General features: G+C 75.2%; 18 protein-coding genes. 9 read left to right on the plus strand and 9 right to left on the minus strand.

All coding sequences use genetic code 11. From position 1 onward, the window contains the following. The first annotated feature begins 204 nt into the window (after positions 1 to 204). From OHL10_RS05630 to OHL10_RS05655, 6 genes are all read left to right on the plus strand, one after another. Positions 205 to 2,445 (plus strand): YcaO-like family protein, encoded by a 2,241-nt coding sequence (locus OHL10_RS05630; protein ID WP_265521199.1) that lies wholly within the window; start codon positions 205 to 207, stop codon positions 2,443 to 2,445. Continuing rightward, a complete protein-coding gene (locus OHL10_RS05635; RefSeq protein WP_265521200.1) occupies positions 2,442 to 4,244 on the plus strand; it encodes a YcaO-like family protein in 1,803 nt (600 codons plus the stop codon). Before OHL10_RS05630 ends, OHL10_RS05635 begins: the two co-directional genes overlap by 4 nt. A 175-nt stretch (positions 4,245 to 4,419) precedes the next feature. Beyond that, on the plus strand, positions 4,420 to 6,903 hold the full coding sequence (gene hrpB, locus OHL10_RS05640; protein WP_265521201.1) for an ATP-dependent helicase HrpB: 2,484 nt from the start codon (positions 4,420 to 4,422) through the stop codon (positions 6,901 to 6,903). Between the two features lie 320 nt (positions 6,904 to 7,223). Beyond that, positions 7,224 to 7,694, plus strand: coding sequence for an HNH endonuclease (locus OHL10_RS05645; protein ID WP_265521202.1), 471 nt, complete (start codon positions 7,224 to 7,226; stop codon positions 7,692 to 7,694). A 9-nt stretch (positions 7,695 to 7,703) separates the two neighbouring features. Then, positions 7,704 to 8,324: an L-threonylcarbamoyladenylate synthase gene (locus tag OHL10_RS05650; protein WP_265521203.1), complete on the plus strand. Its 621-nt coding sequence runs from the start codon at positions 7,704 to 7,706 to the stop codon at positions 8,322 to 8,324. Between the two features lie 68 nt (positions 8,325 to 8,392). Continuing rightward, on the plus strand, positions 8,393 to 9,820 hold the full coding sequence (locus OHL10_RS05655; protein WP_265521204.1) for a UTP--glucose-1-phosphate uridylyltransferase: 1,428 nt from the start codon (positions 8,393 to 8,395) through the stop codon (positions 9,818 to 9,820). A gap of 9 nt (positions 9,821 to 9,829) precedes the next feature. Here the strand turns inward: OHL10_RS05655 and OHL10_RS05660 are convergent, their stop codons facing one another. Beyond that, complete coding sequence (locus OHL10_RS05660) at positions 9,830 to 10,477, minus strand: YigZ family protein (RefSeq protein WP_265521205.1); 648 nt, start codon at positions 10,475 to 10,477, stop codon at positions 9,830 to 9,832. A gap of 81 nt (positions 10,478 to 10,558) precedes the next feature. On the opposite strand from OHL10_RS05660, the gene OHL10_RS05665 reads away from it, so the two are divergent. Continuing rightward, complete coding sequence (locus OHL10_RS05665; RefSeq protein ID WP_265521206.1) at positions 10,559 to 11,173, plus strand: site-specific integrase; 615 nt, start codon at positions 10,559 to 10,561, stop codon at positions 11,171 to 11,173. Here the strand turns inward: OHL10_RS05665 and OHL10_RS05670 are convergent. The 8 genes from OHL10_RS05670 to OHL10_RS05705 form a co-directional block, all read right to left on the minus strand. After that, positions 11,170 to 11,610: a VOC family protein gene (locus OHL10_RS05670; RefSeq protein ID WP_265521207.1), complete on the minus strand. Its 441-nt coding sequence runs from the start codon at positions 11,608 to 11,610 to the stop codon at positions 11,170 to 11,172. The genes OHL10_RS05665 and OHL10_RS05670 overlap by 4 nt on opposite strands. Positions 11,611 to 11,802: 192 nt before the next feature. Further along, entirely contained in the window at positions 11,803 to 12,381 is a 579-nt protein-coding gene (locus OHL10_RS05675; RefSeq protein ID WP_265521208.1) for a Dps family protein, read from the minus strand. A gap of 87 nt (positions 12,382 to 12,468) precedes the next feature. Continuing rightward, complete coding sequence (locus OHL10_RS05680) at positions 12,469 to 13,026, minus strand: hypothetical protein (RefSeq protein ID WP_265521209.1); 558 nt, start codon at positions 13,024 to 13,026, stop codon at positions 12,469 to 12,471. Next, complete coding sequence (locus OHL10_RS05685) at positions 13,023 to 14,378, minus strand: DUF58 domain-containing protein (protein ID WP_265521210.1); 1,356 nt, start codon at positions 14,376 to 14,378, stop codon at positions 13,023 to 13,025. The genes OHL10_RS05680 and OHL10_RS05685 overlap by 4 nt, the downstream gene beginning before the upstream one ends. Beyond that, positions 14,375 to 15,352, minus strand: coding sequence for an AAA family ATPase (locus tag OHL10_RS05690; protein WP_265521448.1), 978 nt, complete (start codon positions 15,350 to 15,352; stop codon positions 14,375 to 14,377). The genes OHL10_RS05685 and OHL10_RS05690 overlap by 4 nt, the downstream gene beginning before the upstream one ends. Before the next feature lie 74 nt (positions 15,353 to 15,426). Continuing rightward, positions 15,427 to 15,945, minus strand: coding sequence for a hypothetical protein (locus OHL10_RS05695; protein ID WP_265521211.1), 519 nt, complete (start codon positions 15,943 to 15,945; stop codon positions 15,427 to 15,429). After that, positions 15,942 to 16,691 (minus strand): DUF4129 domain-containing protein, encoded by a 750-nt coding sequence (locus OHL10_RS05700; RefSeq protein WP_265521212.1) that lies wholly within the window; start codon positions 16,689 to 16,691, stop codon positions 15,942 to 15,944. The genes OHL10_RS05695 and OHL10_RS05700 overlap by 4 nt, the downstream gene beginning before the upstream one ends. Next, on the minus strand, positions 16,688 to 17,869 hold the full coding sequence (locus OHL10_RS05705) for a DUF3866 family protein (protein WP_265521213.1): 1,182 nt from the start codon (positions 17,867 to 17,869) through the stop codon (positions 16,688 to 16,690). Before OHL10_RS05705 ends, OHL10_RS05700 begins: the two co-directional genes overlap by 4 nt. Before the next feature lie 34 nt (positions 17,870 to 17,903). Here OHL10_RS05705 and OHL10_RS05710 point away from each other — a divergent pair, with 34 nt between their 5' ends. Beyond that, positions 17,904 to 18,977, plus strand: a complete 1,074-nt coding sequence (locus OHL10_RS05710; RefSeq protein ID WP_265521214.1) for a helix-turn-helix transcriptional regulator — start codon at positions 17,904 to 17,906, stop codon at positions 18,975 to 18,977. Beyond that, complete coding sequence (locus OHL10_RS05715) at positions 18,970 to 19,953, plus strand: helix-turn-helix transcriptional regulator (RefSeq protein ID WP_265521215.1); 984 nt, start codon at positions 18,970 to 18,972, stop codon at positions 19,951 to 19,953. The genes OHL10_RS05710 and OHL10_RS05715 overlap by 8 nt, the downstream gene beginning before the upstream one ends. Positions 19,954 to 19,955: the final 2 nt, after the last annotated feature.

Consider the following 19,955-nt stretch of genomic DNA (forward strand, 5'->3'; position numbering starts at 1 on the left):
GGACGCCATCCTCGCGCCCAACTCGCACAACCACGGCCACACCACGACCGTCTTCGCCTGGAACGCCTGATCACCTGATCGGTGCCTCCCGGCGTGACGGGGGCCGGGCTCGCCGCCGACGCTAGCGGCGACGAGCCCGACCCACCCATCCTCCTCCCACCCGACCGCCCGAGCCCCACCCGCCGCAGCCAAAGGACCCGTCGTATGCCGTCGACCAGCCCCACCACCGTCCGCACGGCCGTCGAGCTGCGCGCGCTGCCTGGCGGCCGCACGCTCCTGACGACCCCGGACGGGCGCAGCTTCCGCCTCGGCGTCACGGCGGGCGACGCGCTGCGCCTGCTCGATGCCGTCGCCGACCCGCACCTCGCCTCCGCCGCGCTCCCCGACGGGTGGCCCGACGCCGCGCGGGCCCTGGCCGAGCTCGTCGCCGGCACGGGCGACACGCCCGACAGCGCCGGAGGCCCCGGCGACGCCGACGGCACTCACGGTGAAGCTGCGGACCGGGGCGGCGACCTCGACCCGATGAGGCTGCCCGACGGCGAGACGTGGGTCCTGCACGGCGACCCCGAGGTCGTCGCCGCGCTCGTGGGGGCGGTGGGCGCCGACGAGCAGGTGGAGGTGGTGACGGGGCCGCTGCACGAGGCGGTGCACCGGGCCTTCGCCCGGCGGGCGGTGCTCCTCGTCGCCCAGCGCGGGCACGCCGCGACGACGTTCGTCGCGGCCGACCGCGCCTGCGCCGACGCCCGTGTGCCGTGGGTGCCGGTCGTGCTCGAGCGCTCCCGGGTGCACCTCGGCCCGTGGGTGACGCCCGGGGTGGGCGTGAGCTACGAGGACTACCTGGCGCGGCGGATCGCCGCGGCACCCGACGACGAGGTCGAGCGGGCGCTGCTCACCGCGAGCCTCACCGGCGACTGCGGCGCGCCCCCCGCAGCGCTGGGGGAGACCGTCGCGTCCGCCGTCGAGCACCTGACGAGCGACGCACGCCTGCGCGGCGGCGACACCGTCGTCGACCTCGGCCACGGCCCGGTCGCGCACCACCCGGTGCTGCCCCTGCCCGGCCCGCACCGCACCCACCGTGACCGCGACCCGGCCGCCCTGGCCGACCCGCTGACCGGCATCGTCACGCGCGTGCGCTCGATCCGGCACCACCCGTCGGTCCCCACGAGCCTCGCGACCGTGCAGGCCGACGTCTGCACCATGCGGCGCGTCTCCCGGTGGGCCAACAGCACCTCGTGCCAGGGCAGCGCGTTCGACGACCCCGCCCAGGCGCGGGCGGCCGCGCTCGGCGAGGCCGTCGAGCGCTACTGCGGCAACATGCTCGACACCCTGCCCGTCGAGCACGCGTCCTACACCGCCCTGCGGCGCCGCCCCGTCGGGCGCGTGCTGGACCCCGCCGACCTCGTGCTCTACTCCGACGCCCAGCACGCCGCGCCCGGCTTCCCGTTCGAACGCCTGACCCCCGACCTGCCCGTCCACTGGGTACCGGGCCGCTCGCTCACGCACGACGAACCCGTGTGGGTGCCCGCCTCCCTCGTCTACGTCAACTGGTTCACCGCCGGGTACTCCGCCGCCCCCGTGACCAACTTCTGCCCCTTCGCCGGCATCGCCGCCGGACCCACCCTCGAGTACGCCGTGATGAGCGCCCTCGAAGAGGTCATCGAACGCCACGCCACCATGGTCTGGTGGCTCAACGGCCACCCGCTCGACGCCGTCGACCCCGGCCCTGAGCTCGACGCCGTGTGGTCCGACGTCCGCCGCACCCACGCCCAACGCCCCGGCCTCATCGCCCTCGACAACGAGTTCGGCGTCCCCGTCGCCGCCGGGGTGCTGTGGAACGACGACGACCACCTGCTCAACATCGGGTTCTCCGCCCGCGCCGACCTGCGCTCGGCCGCCTTCAAGTCCTGGACCGAGGCCCTGACCCTCCAGGAAGGCTCACGCGACCTCCTCGCGCAGGACGGGCGGCACTGGGGTGCCATGCACCGCGGAGCGCTCAACGGCCGCTCCTTCAAGCCCTGGCGCGCCGACCGCCGCTACCTCGACGACTTCCGCCCCGACATGCACGACTGCGACGACCTCATGGTCCAGCAGCAGGTGCACCTCGATCCCCGCGCCCTCGACCGGGTACGACCCCTCGTCGACACCCCCGTGCGCCGCACCCTCGCCGACGTGCCCGCCCTGCCCGCCCGCAGCCTCGAGCACTACCTCGCCGCCACCCACGCCCTCGGCCTCGAGGTCGTCGTCGTCGACATCACCTCCGCCGACGTCGCCGCCACCGGACTGCGTGTCGTGCGCGTCATCGTCCCCGGCACCGTCGGCAACGCGCCCGCTGCCTTCCCCTTCCTCGGCAAGGGGCGCGTGCAGGACCTCGCCGTCGAGCTCGGCTGGCGCACCACCGCGCTCGCGGAGGACGAGCTGAACCACTTCCCGCTCCCGCACGCGTGAGCACCCACGCCCACGTCGCGCCCCTCGCCGGCGGACTCCTCGTCACCGCCGGCGCCCGGCGCCTGCACGCCCGAGTCCCGGCCACGGCGCTCGCGGACCCTGCCGGCCGGGCGCAGGTGCGTGCGGCGATCGAGGCCCGGCTCGGCCCGCTCGTCACGTGGCCCGACGGCGCGGGGCCGGGCGCGGCGCTCGGCCCGCCCGGGCGCGTGTGGTGGTTCGGCGGGGCGTGGTTCGGCTGCACGGACGAGTCCGTGCAGGACGCGCGACGCGTGGTGCGCACGCACGCCCCGGACGAGGCCACGGCCGACGCCTGGGGGACGCCCGGCGTCGGGCTCGACCTTCCGGTCGCCCACGACCCGGACCTCGACCGCGTGCGCGACGCGCTCGGTGGGCTGCCCCCGGACACGCTGCTGCGGTGCACCGGGGGCGAGCTCACCCGGCACCGGCTACGCCCGTGGCCCGAGTGCGACCCCGTCACGGGTGCGGCGCGTGCGGTCGTGGTCCGGCGACCGGAGCCAGGGTTGCCGCCCGTGTTCCGGCACGTGCACGCCCTCCTGCCGCGCACCGAGCTCGGCTGGCCCGCGTGGCAGGCCGACCGGCTGGCACCGGCCGCCGCGTTCAGCCATGCCGACCCGAGCGGTCGTGACGCCCTGCCTGGCGCCGCCCGCGAGGCGGCGCTCGCCTCAGCGGTCGCGCACCTGGCGGGTCCGTGGACGGGGGCGAGCACGGTGCGGCACGCGTCGCCCGCCGAGCTCGCGGCGAGCGGGGCGGACCATCTCGACCCGCAGGACCTGGCCGTCACCGACCCCGCGGTGCTCGCCCATCCCGGCTCGCCGCTGAGCCCCCTCGAGCCGGACCGTCCCCTCGCCTGGGTGCAGGGCCACCGGGTCACGGACGGCGCGCCGGTGTGGGTGCCGCTGCGGTTCGTGCACACGCACGCGGACCCGCCGCCGGTCGCCGACCAGGACGTCTCGGCGTTCCACAACCTCGCGGGCATGGCGGCGGGCCGCACCCGGGACGAGGCCGTCCGGCGGGGGCTCGCGCACGTCGTGTCGCACGACGCCGTCGCGCGCTGGTGGCGGTCCGCGCAGGCCCCCGCGCCCCGACGGCTCGTGGTCCCCGACGGCCTGGCCGCGGACTGGGCGGGAGCCGGTGTCAGGCTGGACCTGCGGCGGGTGCCGAGCCGGTTCACGTGGCCCGTGGTCCTCGCCGTGGTCCGCGACCACGAGCACCGGGTCCTCGGGATCGGCCATGCGGCAGGTCCGCTCGACGACGCAGCACGCACCGCGGCGCTCGACGCGCTCGTGCAGCTCGTCTCGGCCCGCGACCTCGACCGGCCCGACAGCCTGGTCCGGCGGGCGGCGGCGGACGGTGTCGGCGCGGTGCCGGGATTGCTGGACCACCGCCCGGCACGCGACTACCTCGACGCGGCACCCGTGCTCGAGGTCGCCGGGGCGCCAGGTACCGAGCCGCTGGTGGTCCGGCCCGCCGCGCTCGACCCGATGGTCCACCTGCAGCTGGGCCTCGATCCGCGAGTCCAGGAGCGCGTGGCCGCGCGCCTCGGCGCGCACGACGCTCCGAGCGGGGCCGGCATGGACGCCGAGCACCACCCGGAGAGAGCCGTGGACCCCGCCGCGCACGCGGTCGTGGTGGAGACGACGCCGCCGGCGCTGCGTGGCGGCGAATGGTCGGCGGTGCGCGTCCTGCGGCCCCGGGCACTGCGGCTCGAGCCGGCCGCGTTCCCGCTGCGCCCGCCGCACACCGGACCGCGCGAACGGACCCCGTACCCGGGGTGGTGAGCGTCAGCCCGTGCCGTCTCGGTCCGCACGGACCCGCTACCCGGCGGGCGCGTCGTCGGACGGCGTGGTCGGCGCGCCACCGAGGATCGAGCGCAGCCGCTCCTGACGGGCGGCATAGCGGGCACCGAACCGGGCCTGCGCGCTCCGGCCCGCCACCAGCAGGGACAATGCACGGGTGGACCTCGACCCGATCGACCGCCTCCTCGCCCACCCGCCCGACCTCCCGGTCCGCCACGTCCTCACCGACCTCACCACCGCGCTCGCCACGCACGGCACCGTCGTCCTGCAGGCCCCGCCCGGCACCGGCAAGACCACCCTCGTCCCGCCGGCGCTCGCGGCCCGCGGGTCGACGGGTCGTGTGGTGGTCACCCAGCCGCGGCGGATCGCGGCGCGGGCTGCGGCGCGCCGGCTGGCCGGGCTGCTCGGCGAGGAGGTGGGGCGCACGGTGGGGTTCACGGTGCGCGGGGAGTCGGCGACGAGCCGTGCGACCCGGGTCGAGATCGTCACCACGGGGGTGCTGCTGCGGCGTCTGCAGCGCGACCCGGAGCTGGTGGGCACCGACGTCGTCGTCCTCGACGAGGTCCACGAACGGCACCTGGACGCCGACCTCGCGCTCGCGCTGGCGGTCGACGTGCGGGCGAACCTGCGCCCCGACCTCGCCCTGGTGGCGATGTCCGCGACCGTGGAGGCGGGCCGCACCGCGGAGCTCCTCGGCGGGTTGAGCCCCGCGCCCGTGGTCGCGGCGCAGGGCGCGCTGTTCGACGTCGAGGAGGTGTGGTGCCCGCACCCGCCGCGCACCGGGCGCCTCGACGAGCGGGGCGTCACGCGCGCGTTCCTCGACCACGTCGCCGCGACGACCCGGCGGGCGCTCTACGAGCGGGAGGGCGACGTCCTGGTGTTCGTGCCGGGCGCGGGCGAGGTGGGTGCCGTGGCGGCGCGGCTGTCCGGGATCGCGGGGGTGGACGTGCGTCCTCTGCACGGTCGGCTTCCGGGGCGCGAGCAGGACCTCGCCCTCGCCCCCGGGCCGCGGCGCCGGGTCGTGGTCTCGACGGCGGTCGCCGAGTCGTCCCTGACGGTCCCGGGGGTGCGGGTCGTGGTCGACGCCGGGCTCTCGCGCGAGCCGCGGACCGACCATCGTCGTGGCCTGGCGGGTCTCGTGACGGTGGGGGTGAGCCGGTCGTCGGCCACGCAGCGGGCGGGGCGGGCAGGACGTGAGGGGCCGGGTGCGGTCTACCGGTGCTGGTCCCCGGGCGACCACGCCCGGCTGCGCGCGCACCCGGAGCCGGAGATCCGCACGGCCGACCTGACGGCGTTCGCGCTCGAGCTCGCCTGCTGGGGCAGCCCGGACGGTGCGGGTCTGGCGCTGCTCGACCCGCCGCCGGCCCCCGCGCTGCAGGCCGCCCGCACGACGCTGGGCGGGCTCGGTGCGCTCGACCCGGACGGCCGGGTCACGCCCCGCGGTCGGCAGATCGCGGCGATCCCGACCGACCCGCGACTGGCCCGCGCCCTGCTCGACGCGAGCGACGTCGTCGGGCCGCGCCGGGCGGCCGAGGTGGTCGCGCTGCTGTCCGACGACGTGCGCTCGCCCGGGGCGGACCTCGTCGCCGCGCTGCGGGACGTGCGGCGCGGCGGGCCGCAGCACACGACCTGGCGCGCGCAGGCCCGCCGCCTGCAGGCGACGGTGTCGTCCGCCGTCGACCAGGGGCCGGGTGCGGGGCTGGGGGAGGACCTCGCGACGGGCCTGGTCGTGGCGCTCGCCCACCCCGACCGGGTCGCGCGCCGCCGCCCCGGCGGGTCCACCTACCTCATGGTCTCCGGCACGGGCGCGAGCCTGCCGCCGGGCTCGCCGCTCGCCGGCTACGAGTGGCTCGCGGTGGCCGAGGCCGACCGCGGTGCGGGCCGCCGCGACGCGCAGGTGCGCTCGGCCGCGCCGCTCGACGAGGACCTCGCCCTGGACGCCGCCGGGCACTGGCTCGGCCAGGACGAGGAGGTCACGTGGCAGGGCGGCTGTCTCGTCGCACGCCGCAGCACCCGTCTGGGCGCGATCGAGATCGTCGCCGAGCGCATCACCGATCCCTCGCCCGCGCGGGTGGTCGCGGCGCTGCGCGAGGCGCTCGACCGCGACGGGCTGTCGACGCTGCCCTGGCGGGACACGGCCCTCGCCCTGCGCGCACGCCTGGCGTTCCTGCACGGCGCGATCGGTGCGCCCTGGCCGGACGTGTCCGACGACGCGCTGCTGACGGGTCTGGACGGCTGGCTCGGCCCCGACCTCGCCCGGGTCCGGACCGCCGCCGCGCTGGGCCGGCTCGACCTCACGAGCGCGCTGCGCCGCCTGCTGCCCTGGCCCGAGGCGGCCAGGCTGGACGTGCTCGCCCCCGAGCGGGTCACCCTGCCCGGCGGCACGCGGGTGCGGGTGGACTACACGGGCGACCAGCCGGTCGCGGCAATGAAGGTCCAGGACGCCTTCGGGTGGCGCACGACCCCACGGCTCGCCGGCGGTCGCGTCCCGCTGCTCGTTCACCTGCTGTCCCCGGCGCGCCGCCCGGCCGCGGTCACCGCCGACCTCGAGTCGTTCTGGGCCACGGGCTACCCGCAGGTGCGCGCCGAGCTGCGGGGGCGGTACCCCAAGCACGCGTGGCCCCTCGATCCGTTCGCCTGACCGCCGGTCCCTCAGGCGACCTGGGAAATGCCCTTCCGCACCGGCGATCCGCGGGCTACCGTAGCGACAGCCGGGCACGCGGTCCGGTCCTCGAGCAGCGCAAGGAGACAGGATGCCCCGCACGACGACGTCAGCCAGCACCCGTCCCCGCGCCGGCTCGGCCCGTGCCGTCGACCTCGTCGGAGAACCCGGGAGGCAGACGTGATACGCGACCGGCGCACCGCGCCGGACCCCGCACGAGCCGCTCCAGGTCGACCCCGGGGGCGGCTCTTCGTGTTCCGGGCGCAGACGGCGCGCACCCGAGCGGGAGGTGCGGACTCGTGACCGACGTCATCATCTACAACCTCGGTGGTGGTCAGGTGCTCGGCCGGGTGTCGCTGCGCCACGCCATCCGCATGCTGCACCGTAAGGTCGCGGCGGTCCACGAGGCCGTCGAGGGGGAGACGTTCGGTCCGTACCAGCGTCCGCGATCGGTCGAGCTCGTGCGGTACGTGCACGCGCGCTGGGTCTACGAGCGCACGGGCGCCGTCCCGTACTCCCGTGCCGCGCTGCTGCGTCGCGACCGGCACCGGTGCGCCTACTGCGGCGCGTACGCCACCACGATGGACCACGTCGTGCCCCGCTGTCAGGGCGGCCGCACCACGTGGCTCAACGCCGTCGCCGCGTGCGAGCCGTGCAACGCCGACAAGGGCGGCCGTACCCCCGAGGAAGCCGGCATGGTGCTGCGCGTACGGCCGTTCACCCCGTCGTTCACGGACATCTACCCGGCCGGTCGCACGGTCTCACCGTAGGATCTGGGCATGGCGAGGTACTTCGACGTGCACCCGGACAACCCGCAGCCCCGAGCGATCGGGCAGGTCGTGGCGATGCTGACCGAGGACGCCCTCGTGGCCTACCCGACGGACTCGTGCTACGCGCTCGGGTCCCGCATGGGCAGCCACGAGGCGACCGAGCGCATCCGCCGCATCCGCCAGCTCGACGACAAGCACCACTTCACGCTCGTGTGCGCCGACTTCGCGCAGCTCGGGCAGCTGGTGCGCCTCGACAACGCGGCGTTCCGCTCCATCAAGGCCGCCACCCCGGGCGCCTACACGTTCATCCTCCCGGCGACGAGCGAGGTCCCGCGGCGCCTCGCGCACCCGAAGAAGAAGACGGTCGGCGTCCGGATCCCGCGCGACGCGGTGGCCCAGGCGATCCTGCGCGAGCTCGGTGAGCCGCTGCTGTCGAGCACGCTGCTCCTGCCCGGGGCCGAGGACCCGCTGACGGACGGGTGGAGCATCAAGGAGGCCCTCGACCACCAGATCGACGCGGTCGTGGACGCGGGGGACCGGGGGACGGAGCCGACGACGGTCGTCGACTTCTCGTCCGGAGCGCCGGAGGTCGTGCGCACCGGGGCGGGCGACCCCGACCGCTTCTCCTGACAGGTGTGACCCGCGCCTCACTCCGCCCACCGAGGCGTGGGCCCCGCGGGGCCCCTAGCATCGGGTCCATGAGCAGCCACGTGAGCACCGACGGTCTCGACCTCGCCCGGCGCAAGATGGCCGACGCGGGCGTCCACCCCCTCGCCATCGACGCCTTCAGCCGCTTCTACGGGCTCGTCGAGTCCGGTGAGACCGGGGTCGTCCCGGAGTCCGACGTCGAACCCCTGGTGGACGTCGTCCACCGCGACGAGCTCGAGATCGACGACGAGACGGCACGGGCGGCGCTCGGACGCACGGCGATCATCAAGCTCAACGGCGGACTCGGCACGTCGATGGGCATGGACCGGGCGAAGTCGCTGCTCTCGGTGCGTCCCCCCGCCGTCGAGGGTCAGGAACCGTTGACGTTTCTCGACGTCATCGTCGGCCAGGTCCGCACGGCGCGCGCCAGCACCGGGGCCAGCCTCCCGCTGCTCTTCATGAACAGCTTCCGCACGCGCGACGACACGCTCGCGGCGCTGTCCGCGTACGGCGACCTGTCCGTGGACGACCTCCCGCTCGACTTCCTGCAGAACCGCGAGCCCAAGCTGCGCGCCGACGACCTCACGCCGGTCGAGTGGCCGGCGGACCCGTCCCTCGAGTGGTGCCCGCCCGGCCACGGAGACCTCTACACCGCGCTCGCGGCGTCAGGCGTCCTGCGGGACCTCCTCGCCGCCGGGTTCCGGTACGCGAGCATCTCGAACTCCGACAACCTCGGAGCGGCGCCCGACGCCGCGATCGCGGGCTGGTTCGCGGCGAGCGGCGCGCCGTTCGCGGCCGAGGTCGCACGGCGGACCCCGGCGGACCGCAAGGGCGGACACCTCGTGGTGCGCCGCAGCGACGGCCGGACCGTGCTGCGCGAGACCGCCCAGACCCTCCCGGAGGACGCCGACGCCGCCGCCGACATCTCCCGCCACCGCTACTTCAACACGAACAACCTGTGGTTCGACCTCGAGGCTCTCGCCGCCGAGCTGGACCGCACGGGCGGTGTGCTCGAGCTGCCGCTCATCCGCAACGTCAAGACCGTGGACCCGACGGACGCCTCCTCGCCCGAGGTCATCCAGATCGAGTCGGCGATGGGTGCGGCGGTCGAGGTGTTCGACGGCGCGCTCGCCATCGAGGTCGGTCGCTCCCGCTTCCTGCCCGTCAAGACGACGGCCGACCTGCTGGTGCTGCGTTCTGACGTGTACGACCTCGACGAGGACTACCGCCTGCAGGCGCGCGTCGACGCGCCGCTCGTGGACCTCGACAGCGCGGCCTACAAGCTCATCGCCGACTTCGACCGGCGGTTCGCCGCCGGCCCGCCCTCCCTGGTGGAGGCGACGTCGCTCACGGTGCGCGGGGACTGGACCTTCGGCGCTCAGGTCCGCGTCGACGGGGCGGGTCTGCTCGAGGATGCGGGGTCGCCGAGCAGCGTCCCGGACGGCGCCGTCGTCGGCCCCGAGGGCCTGCGCCCCTGACGGCAGGCGTCAGGGGAGGTCCACGATCCGCTCGTGGCCACGCTCTGCCACGAGGTGGCCACCGCTGAGCTCGGCCAGCACGGCGTCCAGCGCGTCGAGCGCAGCGGGCGGGACGACGAGGTCGAAGGCCACCACGTCGGTGTACCGGGTGTCCTCGAGGAGGGCGCCGTGCGTGGCGCACCACTCGTGCAGCAGGTGCGCCACCCGGCCGGCGTCCGTGTGCTCCGCGGTGAGGCGCACCTCGGTCACGACCGCCCGGTGGACGGTCCGCGCGGCGTCGACGGCTGCGGACACCGCGCCCGAGTAGGCGCGCACGAGCCCGCCGGCTCCGAGCAGGACCCCACCGAAGTACCGGGTGACGACCGCCACGACGTCGGTCATTCCGCGCTGGCGGAGCACCTCCAGCATCGGCACGCCCGCTGTGCCGGAGGGCTCGCCGTCGTCGGAGGAGCGCTGCTGGTCCGCGTGGGTGCCGACCACGAGGGCGACGCAGTGGTGGCGGGCGTCCCAGTGCTCCTTGCGGACGCGGGCGACCACCGCCTCGGCGCCGGCGACGGTGCCGACGGGGGACAGGTGCGTGATGAACCGGGACTTCTTCACGACGAGCTCGGTGGTGACCGGTGCGGCGATCGTCGTGGGGAGCGGGACAGGTTCCATCGTGGCCGACCCTAGCCGAGCGGCGCCGCGCCGACGAGCAGCCTCGATCAGTAATAGTGTGCCAAGCGCTACGATTCCTCCATGGCAGACGAGCAGGCGTCCTCACCACCCAGCCGATATCCGCGGCCTCCGGTCACGCACGACGAGGCGGAGTGGGTCTGGCGCCTGCTGTCCACGGAGGCGATGTCGATCACCGCGAAGCCGGAGACGGTCCGTCTCGCGGTCATCGTCGCGCTGACGCGCGCGACCGGCGCGCGCTACTCGGACCTGCTGCGTTGCACGGTCGACGCGGTGGACCTGGGAGAGGTCGCGGCGAGGGCGGGGGAGGGGAGGGTGCTCGTGCTGCACGGCAAGCACCGCACCCCGCGCGAGCACGTGCTGGACCCCGGGACGGTGCTGGTGCTCTCCCGCTGGATGGACGTGCGCGAGGAGCTCTGCACCGAGCTGGAGGGGTCCGTGCCCCGGGCGCTGCTGCTCACCGTGCACCACACGCACGACAACGGCGTCACGGTGGCGAGCGGCCTCCCCATCACGCGGCAGGGGCTGGTGCTGTCCTGGCGACGGTTCGTGCACCGCACGAACGCCCGGTACGGGGGAGTGCGCCCGCCGCTGCCGACCCGCTTCGAGCAGGTGCGGCGCGCGTGGCACGACGCCTCGGACGACGCCGGACCTGCCGTCCGGGGCGGTGCCGACTAAGCAGGGTCTCCGTCGACCTCCCGCCCGGAGAGCTCCTCGAAGACGGTGATGTGCAGTGCCGCCGGGGCGTCGAACCTCGCGTTGAGCGAGTCCCAGGGCGTGCGCGTGGGTGGCGCGACGAGGTGCGCGCCGCCTGCGACCAGCTCGTCCGTGACGCCACGTGCGTCGTCCACCTCGAACGCGACCCGCAGGCGGGGGGCCACCTGGCGCCCCACCTCGAGGTCGTCGATCGAGCGCTTGTGGGTGGGGTTCGCGATCTCCAGCGTGGCCCGGCCGGCGTCGAGGATCGCCACGCGTCCGTCGCCGTCGCCGGAGAACGCGGCTTCCTCCGGCATGCCGAGGACGTCGCGGTAGAAGCGGACCGCCTCGTCGTAGTCCTCCGCCTCGACGACGAGGCGGAGCTGACGGACGCGGGAGGGTGAGGGGTGAGCAGGCATGGTCCGAGCGTAGGCACCTCACACCCGTCCCGTCTTCTCGTCCTGGCGCTCTCTTTCCCGATATAAATAGTGTGCCAAGCAGATGGAACAGGTGTAGGTGCCTCACGAGAACCCTCACCACAAGCCCAGACGTGGGGAGCTCGACGAAGGGCGCCCACCGACCAGGTCGGTGGGCGCCCTTCGTCGCGCGGCTCAGGCCTCCTTGCGCGCGGCGGCCTCTGCCTTGGCCGCCGCTCCGCGTTCCGTGGTCGCGTTGCCGGTGGACAGCTCGCCGCCGGTCGACTCGAGGTGGGCGCGGACGAACCAGTGGAACAGCTCGAGCTCGTGCAGGTGCCCGACCAGCAGGTCGTTGGTCACGTCGTCCAGCTCCGCGACCTCCTCGGCCGCCTGGCGGTGCGACGTGATGACGCCGAGATACACCTCGTCGAGCGCGCCGAGGTGCGCGATGGTCGAGGCACGGTCGAGGGAGTAGTCCTCCCAGGTCCGCTCGGCGACGAGAGCGCCCGGGGTGCCGCGGGGCGGGACACCGAGGGTCGCGATCCGCTCGGCCGTGGCGTCGACCATGGCTCGGACGGCGTCGACCTGCGGGTCGATCATCTCGTGCACCGCGATGAAGTGCGGCCCGACGACGTTCCAGTGGATGTGCTTGAGCGTGAGCGCGAGGTCGTTGAGCGCGTGCAGACGTGCCTGCAGGATCGTGGCGACCGTCGCGCCCTCTTCGGGGGTGAGCGACGGGACGGTGTACTTCGGCAGGTTCTTGGCCGCAGCCATGAGTGTCCTCCTCGGACGTCGACGACGGGTGGTACCTCCCCATCGTGGACCTGGCCCGCCGCGCACGCAGGTTGTACGGGGTGTGATCTACCGCCACCACGTGCGGGGGACGAGCAGGAGCGCCAGCGCGGCGATCGCGACGGCACCGAGGACGACGGCCGCCGGCGTGCGGGGCAGGCCTGACGCGAGGAGCGCGAGCAGGCCGAGCGCCTCGCTCGCCCCGACGACGACCGCGCCGCGGCGCAGGTCTCCGCCCAGCGCGGCGCGCTCCATCCGGGCACCGACGGTGAGGTGCGCTGCCCACCACGCCAAACGCACGGTCGCGTACGCGAGGGGCAGCAGGGCGAGGACCCAGGGGTCGAACGTCGTGCCGCCGATCAGCAGCACGGCGCCCGCGCCGGCCACGACGAGGTGCGGTGTGGGAACCGCGGGACGGAGCACGACCAGGGCGGCGACCCCGAGCGCGATCAGCCCGAGCACGATCGGGTCGGTCACCAGCCGGTGCAGGCTCGTGACCACGAGGGCACCCGTGACGACGGCGAGCGCCGCGCGGACGTGCCACCAGGTGAGGAAGGGGCCGGCGTCGGTCTCGACGGCGGGTCCGGCGGCCGGGTCGACGACGGCGTCCGGTTCTGGTGCGGTCATCGGTGGCGCACCGCCGGTCGGTGACGTGCGGCGCGGCGCGCGGCCGCCTCGAGCTGGACGTGGGGTGCGGGGGTGGTGTCGTCGGCGGGGATCCAGCGGATCACGTCGATGCCGGCGAGCGTGAGGGCGTGGACCCTGTCCTCGCGCTCCATGCGGGTGATGCGCCAGGCGAGGGTGACGGTGGGGGAGGCTCCCGCGAGCCGGACGGGCGGGAGGGTGTCGACCGCGACGACCTGGTGGCCGTGCTCGTGCCAGATCTGTGCGAGCCGGGACGCCTCGTCGTCGAGGAAGGTGGAGAACAGGTAGAGGGTCGCGCCGGAGGGGACCTGGGGCGGTCGGTGCCGGGCGCGGGGCTCCCCGTAGGGGCGCGCGAGGGCGAGCCCGTGGACGATGCGGCGGAGCTGGCGTCGTCCACCGGCGGGTGGGACGGGCCGGCGCATCCGGCCGAGGTCCTCGTACCCGACGCGGTCGCCGGCATCGATGACGGCCTGAGCGACGGACGTGGCGGCGTGGCGGGCGACGTCGAGGGAGGTGATGTCCTCGGGGCGCAGGGTGCCCGCCCCGCCCCAGGTGGTGAGGTCGGGTCCGACGTCGTCGCGGGAGTCGACGACGAGCATGACGGTGGCCTCGGCGGTCGCGTAGGTGCGTCGGACGTGCAGGGTCTCCAGGGACGGGGAGCGCCGTGCGGTGGTGCGCCAGTCGATGCGGCGCATGCGGTCGCCGGGTCGGTACTCGTCGATGTCGCGCAGCTCGGATCCGTCGCCCATGCGGCGGGAGGTGTGCGGTCCCGTGAGGCCGCGGAGCTGGTGGGGTGCGGGGAGGCGGCGCAGGGTCGTCAGCCGGGGGAGGACGAGGCGCGGTGGTGCGGTGGTGTCGGCAGGGTGCTGCTCGAGGGCGCCGTGCCGGCCGTACGCCTTGTGGTCGACGCGGAAGGTGGGCCGCAGGCCGGTGCGGACGGAGCGGCTGGTGAGGGTGACGTACCGCTCCGTGTCGACGTGCAGGACCTGTTCGAGGTCGCCGACGTCGGGGGCGGTGACCCGCAGGTGGACGAGGTCGCAGCCGACGGGGGCCCGGACGTGGATCCGGGAGGTGAGCGTGCCGGGTGCGGCAGGGGCGGCGTCGGGCACGAAGTCGACCGTCACGCCGCCCTGGGGCCGCGTGGAGTGCCCCCAGGCGGCGGCTGCCAGGACGGGCACGCCGAGGAGTGCCACGTCCGCGCGGGCGGTGAGGAGGCCGGCGGCGAGCAGGACGAGGCCGAGGCCGATCCCGGCGGCGAAGGCGGGGGTGCTCGCCCACCCGGACTCATCGGGCGGGCGCGCCGACGGCGTCGGCCGGGGCGACCGGGAGGTCATGCCGGCTGGGACGGTCGGGCACCGGCGACGGTCGGCGGTCCGGGCACGGTGCCGAGCAGGGCGGTGACGACGGACTCGGGCCTCAGGTCGTTGGCCCAGGCTGCGGGTGTGAGGGTGAGCCGGTGCGCGAGGACGGGGACGGCGACGCGCTTGACGTCCTCGGGCACCACGTAGTCGCGGCCGTCGAGGACCGCGACGGCCCGGGCGAGGAGCACGAGGTTCTGCGACCCGCGCGGCGACGCGCCGACCTCGAGTGCGGGGTGGCGGCGGGTGGCGGACGCGAGGTCGACGCAGTACCCGACGACGTCCGGGTCCACCTCGACGTGCTCGACGCCGGCCTGCATGGCGAGGACGGTGCGGGCGTCGACGACCTGCTGGACGTCGGCGTGCTCCTGATGGCGTGCGAGGCGCCGCCGCAGCACCTCCCGCTCGTGGTCCCGCGCCGGGTACCCGACGCCGAGGCGCACCATGAAGCGGTCGAGCTGGGCCTCGGGCAGCGGGTAGGTGCCCTCGTACTCCACGGGGTTGGACGTGGCCATGACGTGGAACGGGTGGGGGAGGGGGTAGGTGGTCCCGTCGATGGAGACCTGCCGCTCCGCCATCGCCTCGAGCAGCGCGGACTGCGTCTTGGGCGCCGTGCGGTTGATCTCGTCGGCCAGGAACAGCCCGGTGAAGACGGGGCCCTTGCGCACGACGAACCGGGTCGTGGCGGGGTCGTACACCGACGAGCCGGTGATGTCGGCCGGCAGGAGGTCGGGGGTGCACTGCAGGCGGGCGAAGTCGAGCCCGAGCGTCGTGGCGAGGCTCCGGGCCGCGAGGGTCTTGCCGAGACCGGGCACGTCCTCGAACAGCACGTGGCCGCCGGCCAGGACGGTCGCCAGCGCCAGGGTGAGCGTGTCCCGCATACCGACGACGACGGTCGCGACCTCGTCGAGGATCCGCGCCCCGTGCGCGGCGACCTCGGCGACGTCCAGTGGCGGCTCGCCCTCACCCGTGCGTGCGGCGGGGTCCTGCGTGGACCGGTGGTCGGTGTCCTGCGGTGCGTCGGTCAAGGGATGGACCTTTCGTGCGGTGCGGTCGGGGGTGCGAGCCGCTCGAGGGTGCTCAGCCACGCCTGGAGCGTACGAGGGGTCGGGTGGTCGTCGTGGAGGAGCTGGCGGTGCACCCGCTGGCCGAGGAGGCGCGCCGCCTCGCTGGCGTCCGCCGGGTCGGCGAGGTCCACCCCGTGGATCGCGAGGCGCTGGGCCGCGAGCGCCCGGGTGCGGCGGACGACGCGTTGGTTGACGCGTCCGTCCTTGCCGAGGATGGACCAGCCGAGCTCGGAGACGTCGCGGCGGGCGCCGTCGCGGTCGGGCCGGGGGGTGTGGGACCAGTCGGTCTCGTGGGTGTGTCCGGCGGTGGCGGCGAGGACGACGAGGGTGAGTCCGGTGCCGAGGACGGCGAGGACGTGCGCTGGTCCGGCGCCGAGGAGGGCGGTGAGGGTGGCGGCGGCGAGGACGAGCAGGGTGGGTCCGACGGTACGGCGGACTGGCTGGGGCAGGGCGCGCCAGCGGCGGGTGAGGTTCATGCGTGGTGGCTCGGGGGTGTCGGGTCGGTCCCTGTGGGTGCGTCGAGGGTGCCGAGCGCGTGGGCGATGTCGGTGAGGGCGGTGTGTGCGGTGGTGACGTCGTGGGCGGCGACGGCGGCGCTGGTGAAGCGGGCGCGGTGGTAGAGGTCGCGCAGGGTGGTGACGGCGTGGGGTGGGGCGGGGGTGCGGTCGAGGACGGCGACGGTGAACTCGGTGGGTGTCTGGGCGGGGTCGCGGGTGGTGCCGGCGGTGGCGGCGGCGTCCTCGAGGGTGACCCAGGCGGCGATGATCGCGTCGTGGGGGGCGAGGGTGGGTGCGGTGAGCTGCTGCTGGGCGCGGGTGGTGGCGTCGCGGAGCTCGGGGAGCGCGTCGACGTCGGTGTCGTGGGCTTCGAGGGTCTCGCCGGTTCCTGGTGCGGTGGGTGGTGCTGGGTCGGCGCGACCGGGGCCTCGGCGCACGAAGCGGCGGAGCACGGCGAGCAGGATGGTGGCGGCGAGCACCGTGAGCAGGGTGAGGACGATCTGGAGGACGTCACCGGTCTGCTCGTCGATGCGGGGCTGGTCCGCCTCGAGGTCCTCGACGGGTGCGGTGGTGACGGGGTCGGGCTCGGGGGCGGGTGCCGTGGTGGTGGTGTCGGTGGGGCTCGTCCAGTCGGGTGTGGTCCCGGTCGCTGCGGCGAGGACGAGCAGCACGACGAGCGCGGCGACGGCGGCGATCGTCGTGCGGGGGGTGCCGGGACGGCTCATGCGCGGGTGGTGAGGCGCACGGCGTGCGCACCGGCGACGGCGGCGCCGAGGAACGCGGCGGGGTCGACGTCGAGGCCCCTGCCCATGGTGGACAGGGTGACGGGGGTCTGGTGCAGGGCGTCGAGGAGACCTTGGTCGGCGGTGACGTCGACGAGGCGGTGACGCCCGTGGGGTGCTGCGAGCGCCGTGGCTTGCTCGGTGATGCGGGCGGTGAGGGCGGGTCCCCAGCCGGGTAGTGCCTGGATGTCGGGTGCGGGGCGGGGGACGACGAGGTCGGCGGGGGTGAGGGCGACGCGTCCGTAGGCGGTCTGGGAGTGGTGGGAGATGCCGAGGTGGCGGTCGCGGGGGTCGGCGCCGGAGATGCGCAGGGAGGCGACCGGTCGTCCGCCGAGGGTCGCGGCGGCGTTGACGGCGTCTCCGGCGGCGACGCCGGAGAATCCCCAGCGGGTGCCGGTGCCGAGGTTGCCGGGTCCTTGGGCGACGACGACGAGGTCGGCGCGGTCGACGTGGTGGGCGGCGAGGAGGCCGGTGTGCACGGTGACGGCTTCGAGGTCTCCGCCGAAGGCCTGGCCGACGGTGATGCAGGTGCTGAGCCAGCCGGTGTCGCGCAGGGAGGCGACGGTGCGGGAGAACGCGGCGGGGAGGGTGCCGCCGTCGGTCATGACGTAGGCGATGCGGGGTGCGGGGCGTCCGGCGCTGGCGGCGGCGTGGCGGGCGCCGGCGACGACGGCGGGCAGCGCGGAGTGCAGGTCGGCGACGACGACGGGCAGCCCGTCGAGGTCGTCGGCGTCCTGGAGCTCGTGGTGGTGGGCGGACTCCTGCTCGTCGACGCCGAGGACGAGGCTCTGCAGGGGGGTGTAGCGGGCTTTGACGAGGTGTCCGGGGCTGGGCACGGGGTCGGGGGGGAGGTTGTCGGGGAGGCCGACGACGAGGGCGTACCCGCCGGTGCCGAGGCCGCGGGCGAGGGCGCTGACGTTGAGCAGGACCCGGTCGCCGGGTGCGGGTTCGCCGACGAGGTCGGTGTAGGCGAGGGCGCGGACCTGGGTCGGTCGGGAGGTGTCGGTGTGGCCGGGCCCGGGTGGCCCGGGGAGGGGTTCGTCGAGCTCGACGGTCATCTCCTGCGCGCCGGCCCATGCCCGGCCGCGCGACACAACTCGTGCCGAACGCCATGTGATCACCCCGCACACGCTACCTGGCGCTAGCGTTGTCCCGATGCCTGAGTCAACGAGCCCACCGATCAGCCCGGCCATGCGGCTGCTGAACCTCGTCATCGCGCTCGTGAACACGAACGTGTCGATGACGAAGCAGCAGATCCGTACCAGTGTCGCCGGGTACGGTGACGCACCCTCCCCGGACGCGTTCGAACGCATGTTCGAGCGAGACAAGGACACGTTGCGCGATCTCGGTATCCCGGTGCTCACGGTCGATGCCGGGGGGCACAGCGACGACGTCGGGTACCGCATCGACCAGGACGCGTACGCGCTCGGCGCGGTGGACCTGACCCCGGCGGAGTTCGGTGTGCTGTCGCTGGCCGCCCAGTTCTGGCAGGACAAGACGCTGCGCACGGACATCTCGCGTGCGCTGACGAAGCTGCGCGCGGCGGGTGCGGGGGAGGTCGCGAACGACGCCGTGGCCGGCCTGGCTCCCCGGGTGCGCGCGGTGGGCGACGCGTACGGGCCGCTGCTCGACGCGATCGGCGCGCGCCGCGCGGTCTCGTTCACCTACCGCGCCGCGAGCACGGGCGAGGTTCTCGCCCGTCAGGTCGAGCCGTGGCGCATCGCCGCGCGCCGGGGCGGTTGGTACGTGCTCGGCTACGACCGCGAGCGCCGGGCACCGCGGGCGTTCCGCCTGAGCCGGATCGAGGGCCGGGTGCGTGCGGTGGGGCGCCCGGGGGCGTTCGACGTGCCGGCGGAGATCGACGTGGAGTCGCTGCTGGGTGCGCGGGGTCGTCACGGTGGGGTGGCGCGCCTCGCGATCGTGCCCGAGCGGGCCGGGGCGCTGCGTGCGCGCGCGGTCTCCGACGACGGCGGCCCTGGTGACAGCGGGTCCGGTGAGGGCGGGAGCGGTTCGCCGGCCGGGCGGGACGTGGTGGCGGTGCCGTTCGTCGACGTGCACGGTGCGGCCGACGAGATCGCGGGCTACGCGGACGCGGTCGTGGTGCTGGGGCCGCCCGAGCTGCGCGACGCCGTCGTGCGGCGCCTGCGGGCCGCGGCCCGTCTGGACGCACCGGACGACGAGGTGACTGAGACGACTGAGGCGACCGGGACGGAGGATGACCGTGGCTGAGCGGGCGGACGAGCGGCTGGTGCGCCTGCTGGGGATCGTCAGCTACCTGGACGCCGCAGGGGGAGTGCCGGTCGAGGAGCTCGCGCAGCGGTTCGGGGTGAGCACGCAGCAGATCCTCGCCGACGTCGACGCCCTGTGGGTCTCGGGCACGCCCGGCTACTGGCCGGACGACCTCATCGACTTCGACGCCGACTCGATCGAGCGCGGCGTGGTGCGCCTGACCGAGGCCCGTGGCATGACCCGGCCGCTGCGGCTGGGCACCCGGGAGGCGGTCGCGCTCATCGCGGCGCTGCGGGCCATGCGCGAGGCCGTGGCCGTGCGCTCGGACCGGGCGCGGTCCGCCGTCGTCGAGTCGGTGCTCACCAAGCTCACCGACGCGACCGGGGAGGCGGCCGCCGCCCTGGACGTGCAGCTCGCACCGGAGGGCGACCCGCAGGTGGTCGCCGCGATCACGGGCGCGCTCGTCACGTCCCACCGGCTGCGCGTGCGGTACGTGACGGCGGCCGACGTCGTGTCCGAGCGCGAGATCGACCCCGTGAGCCTGCACACGCAGGACGAGCACTCCTACCTCCTCGCGTGGTGCCACCGCGCGGCCGGGCGGCGCACGTTCCGGGTCGACCGCATCCTGGAGGCCACCGAGCTCGACGTCCCCGTGGAGGGGCACGACGTCGACCCCGAGGTCGACTTCGCCCCCGCACCCGAGGCCCCGGTCGCGACCATCGTGTTCGCGAGCCCCGCCCGGTGGATCGCCGAGCAGGTCCCCACCGAGTCCGTGCGCAACCTCGCGGACGGCACCTTCGAGGTGCGCGTGCGCGTGACCAACCCCGTGTGGCTGCGCCAGCTGCTGCTCGCCCGGGCGAGCCACGTGCGCAGCGTCGAGCCCTCGTGGGTGCTCGACGACGTCACCGGCGCCGCGCAGGCCGCGCTCGCCGCGTACGGCGCGGGCGGCGCGGGCGGCGCGGGCGAACTAGGCTGACC

The organism is Oerskovia flava (assembly GCF_026163685.1).
In the GTDB taxonomy this organism is placed as follows: domain Bacteria; phylum Actinomycetota; class Actinomycetes; order Actinomycetales; family Cellulomonadaceae; genus Oerskovia_A; species Oerskovia_A flava.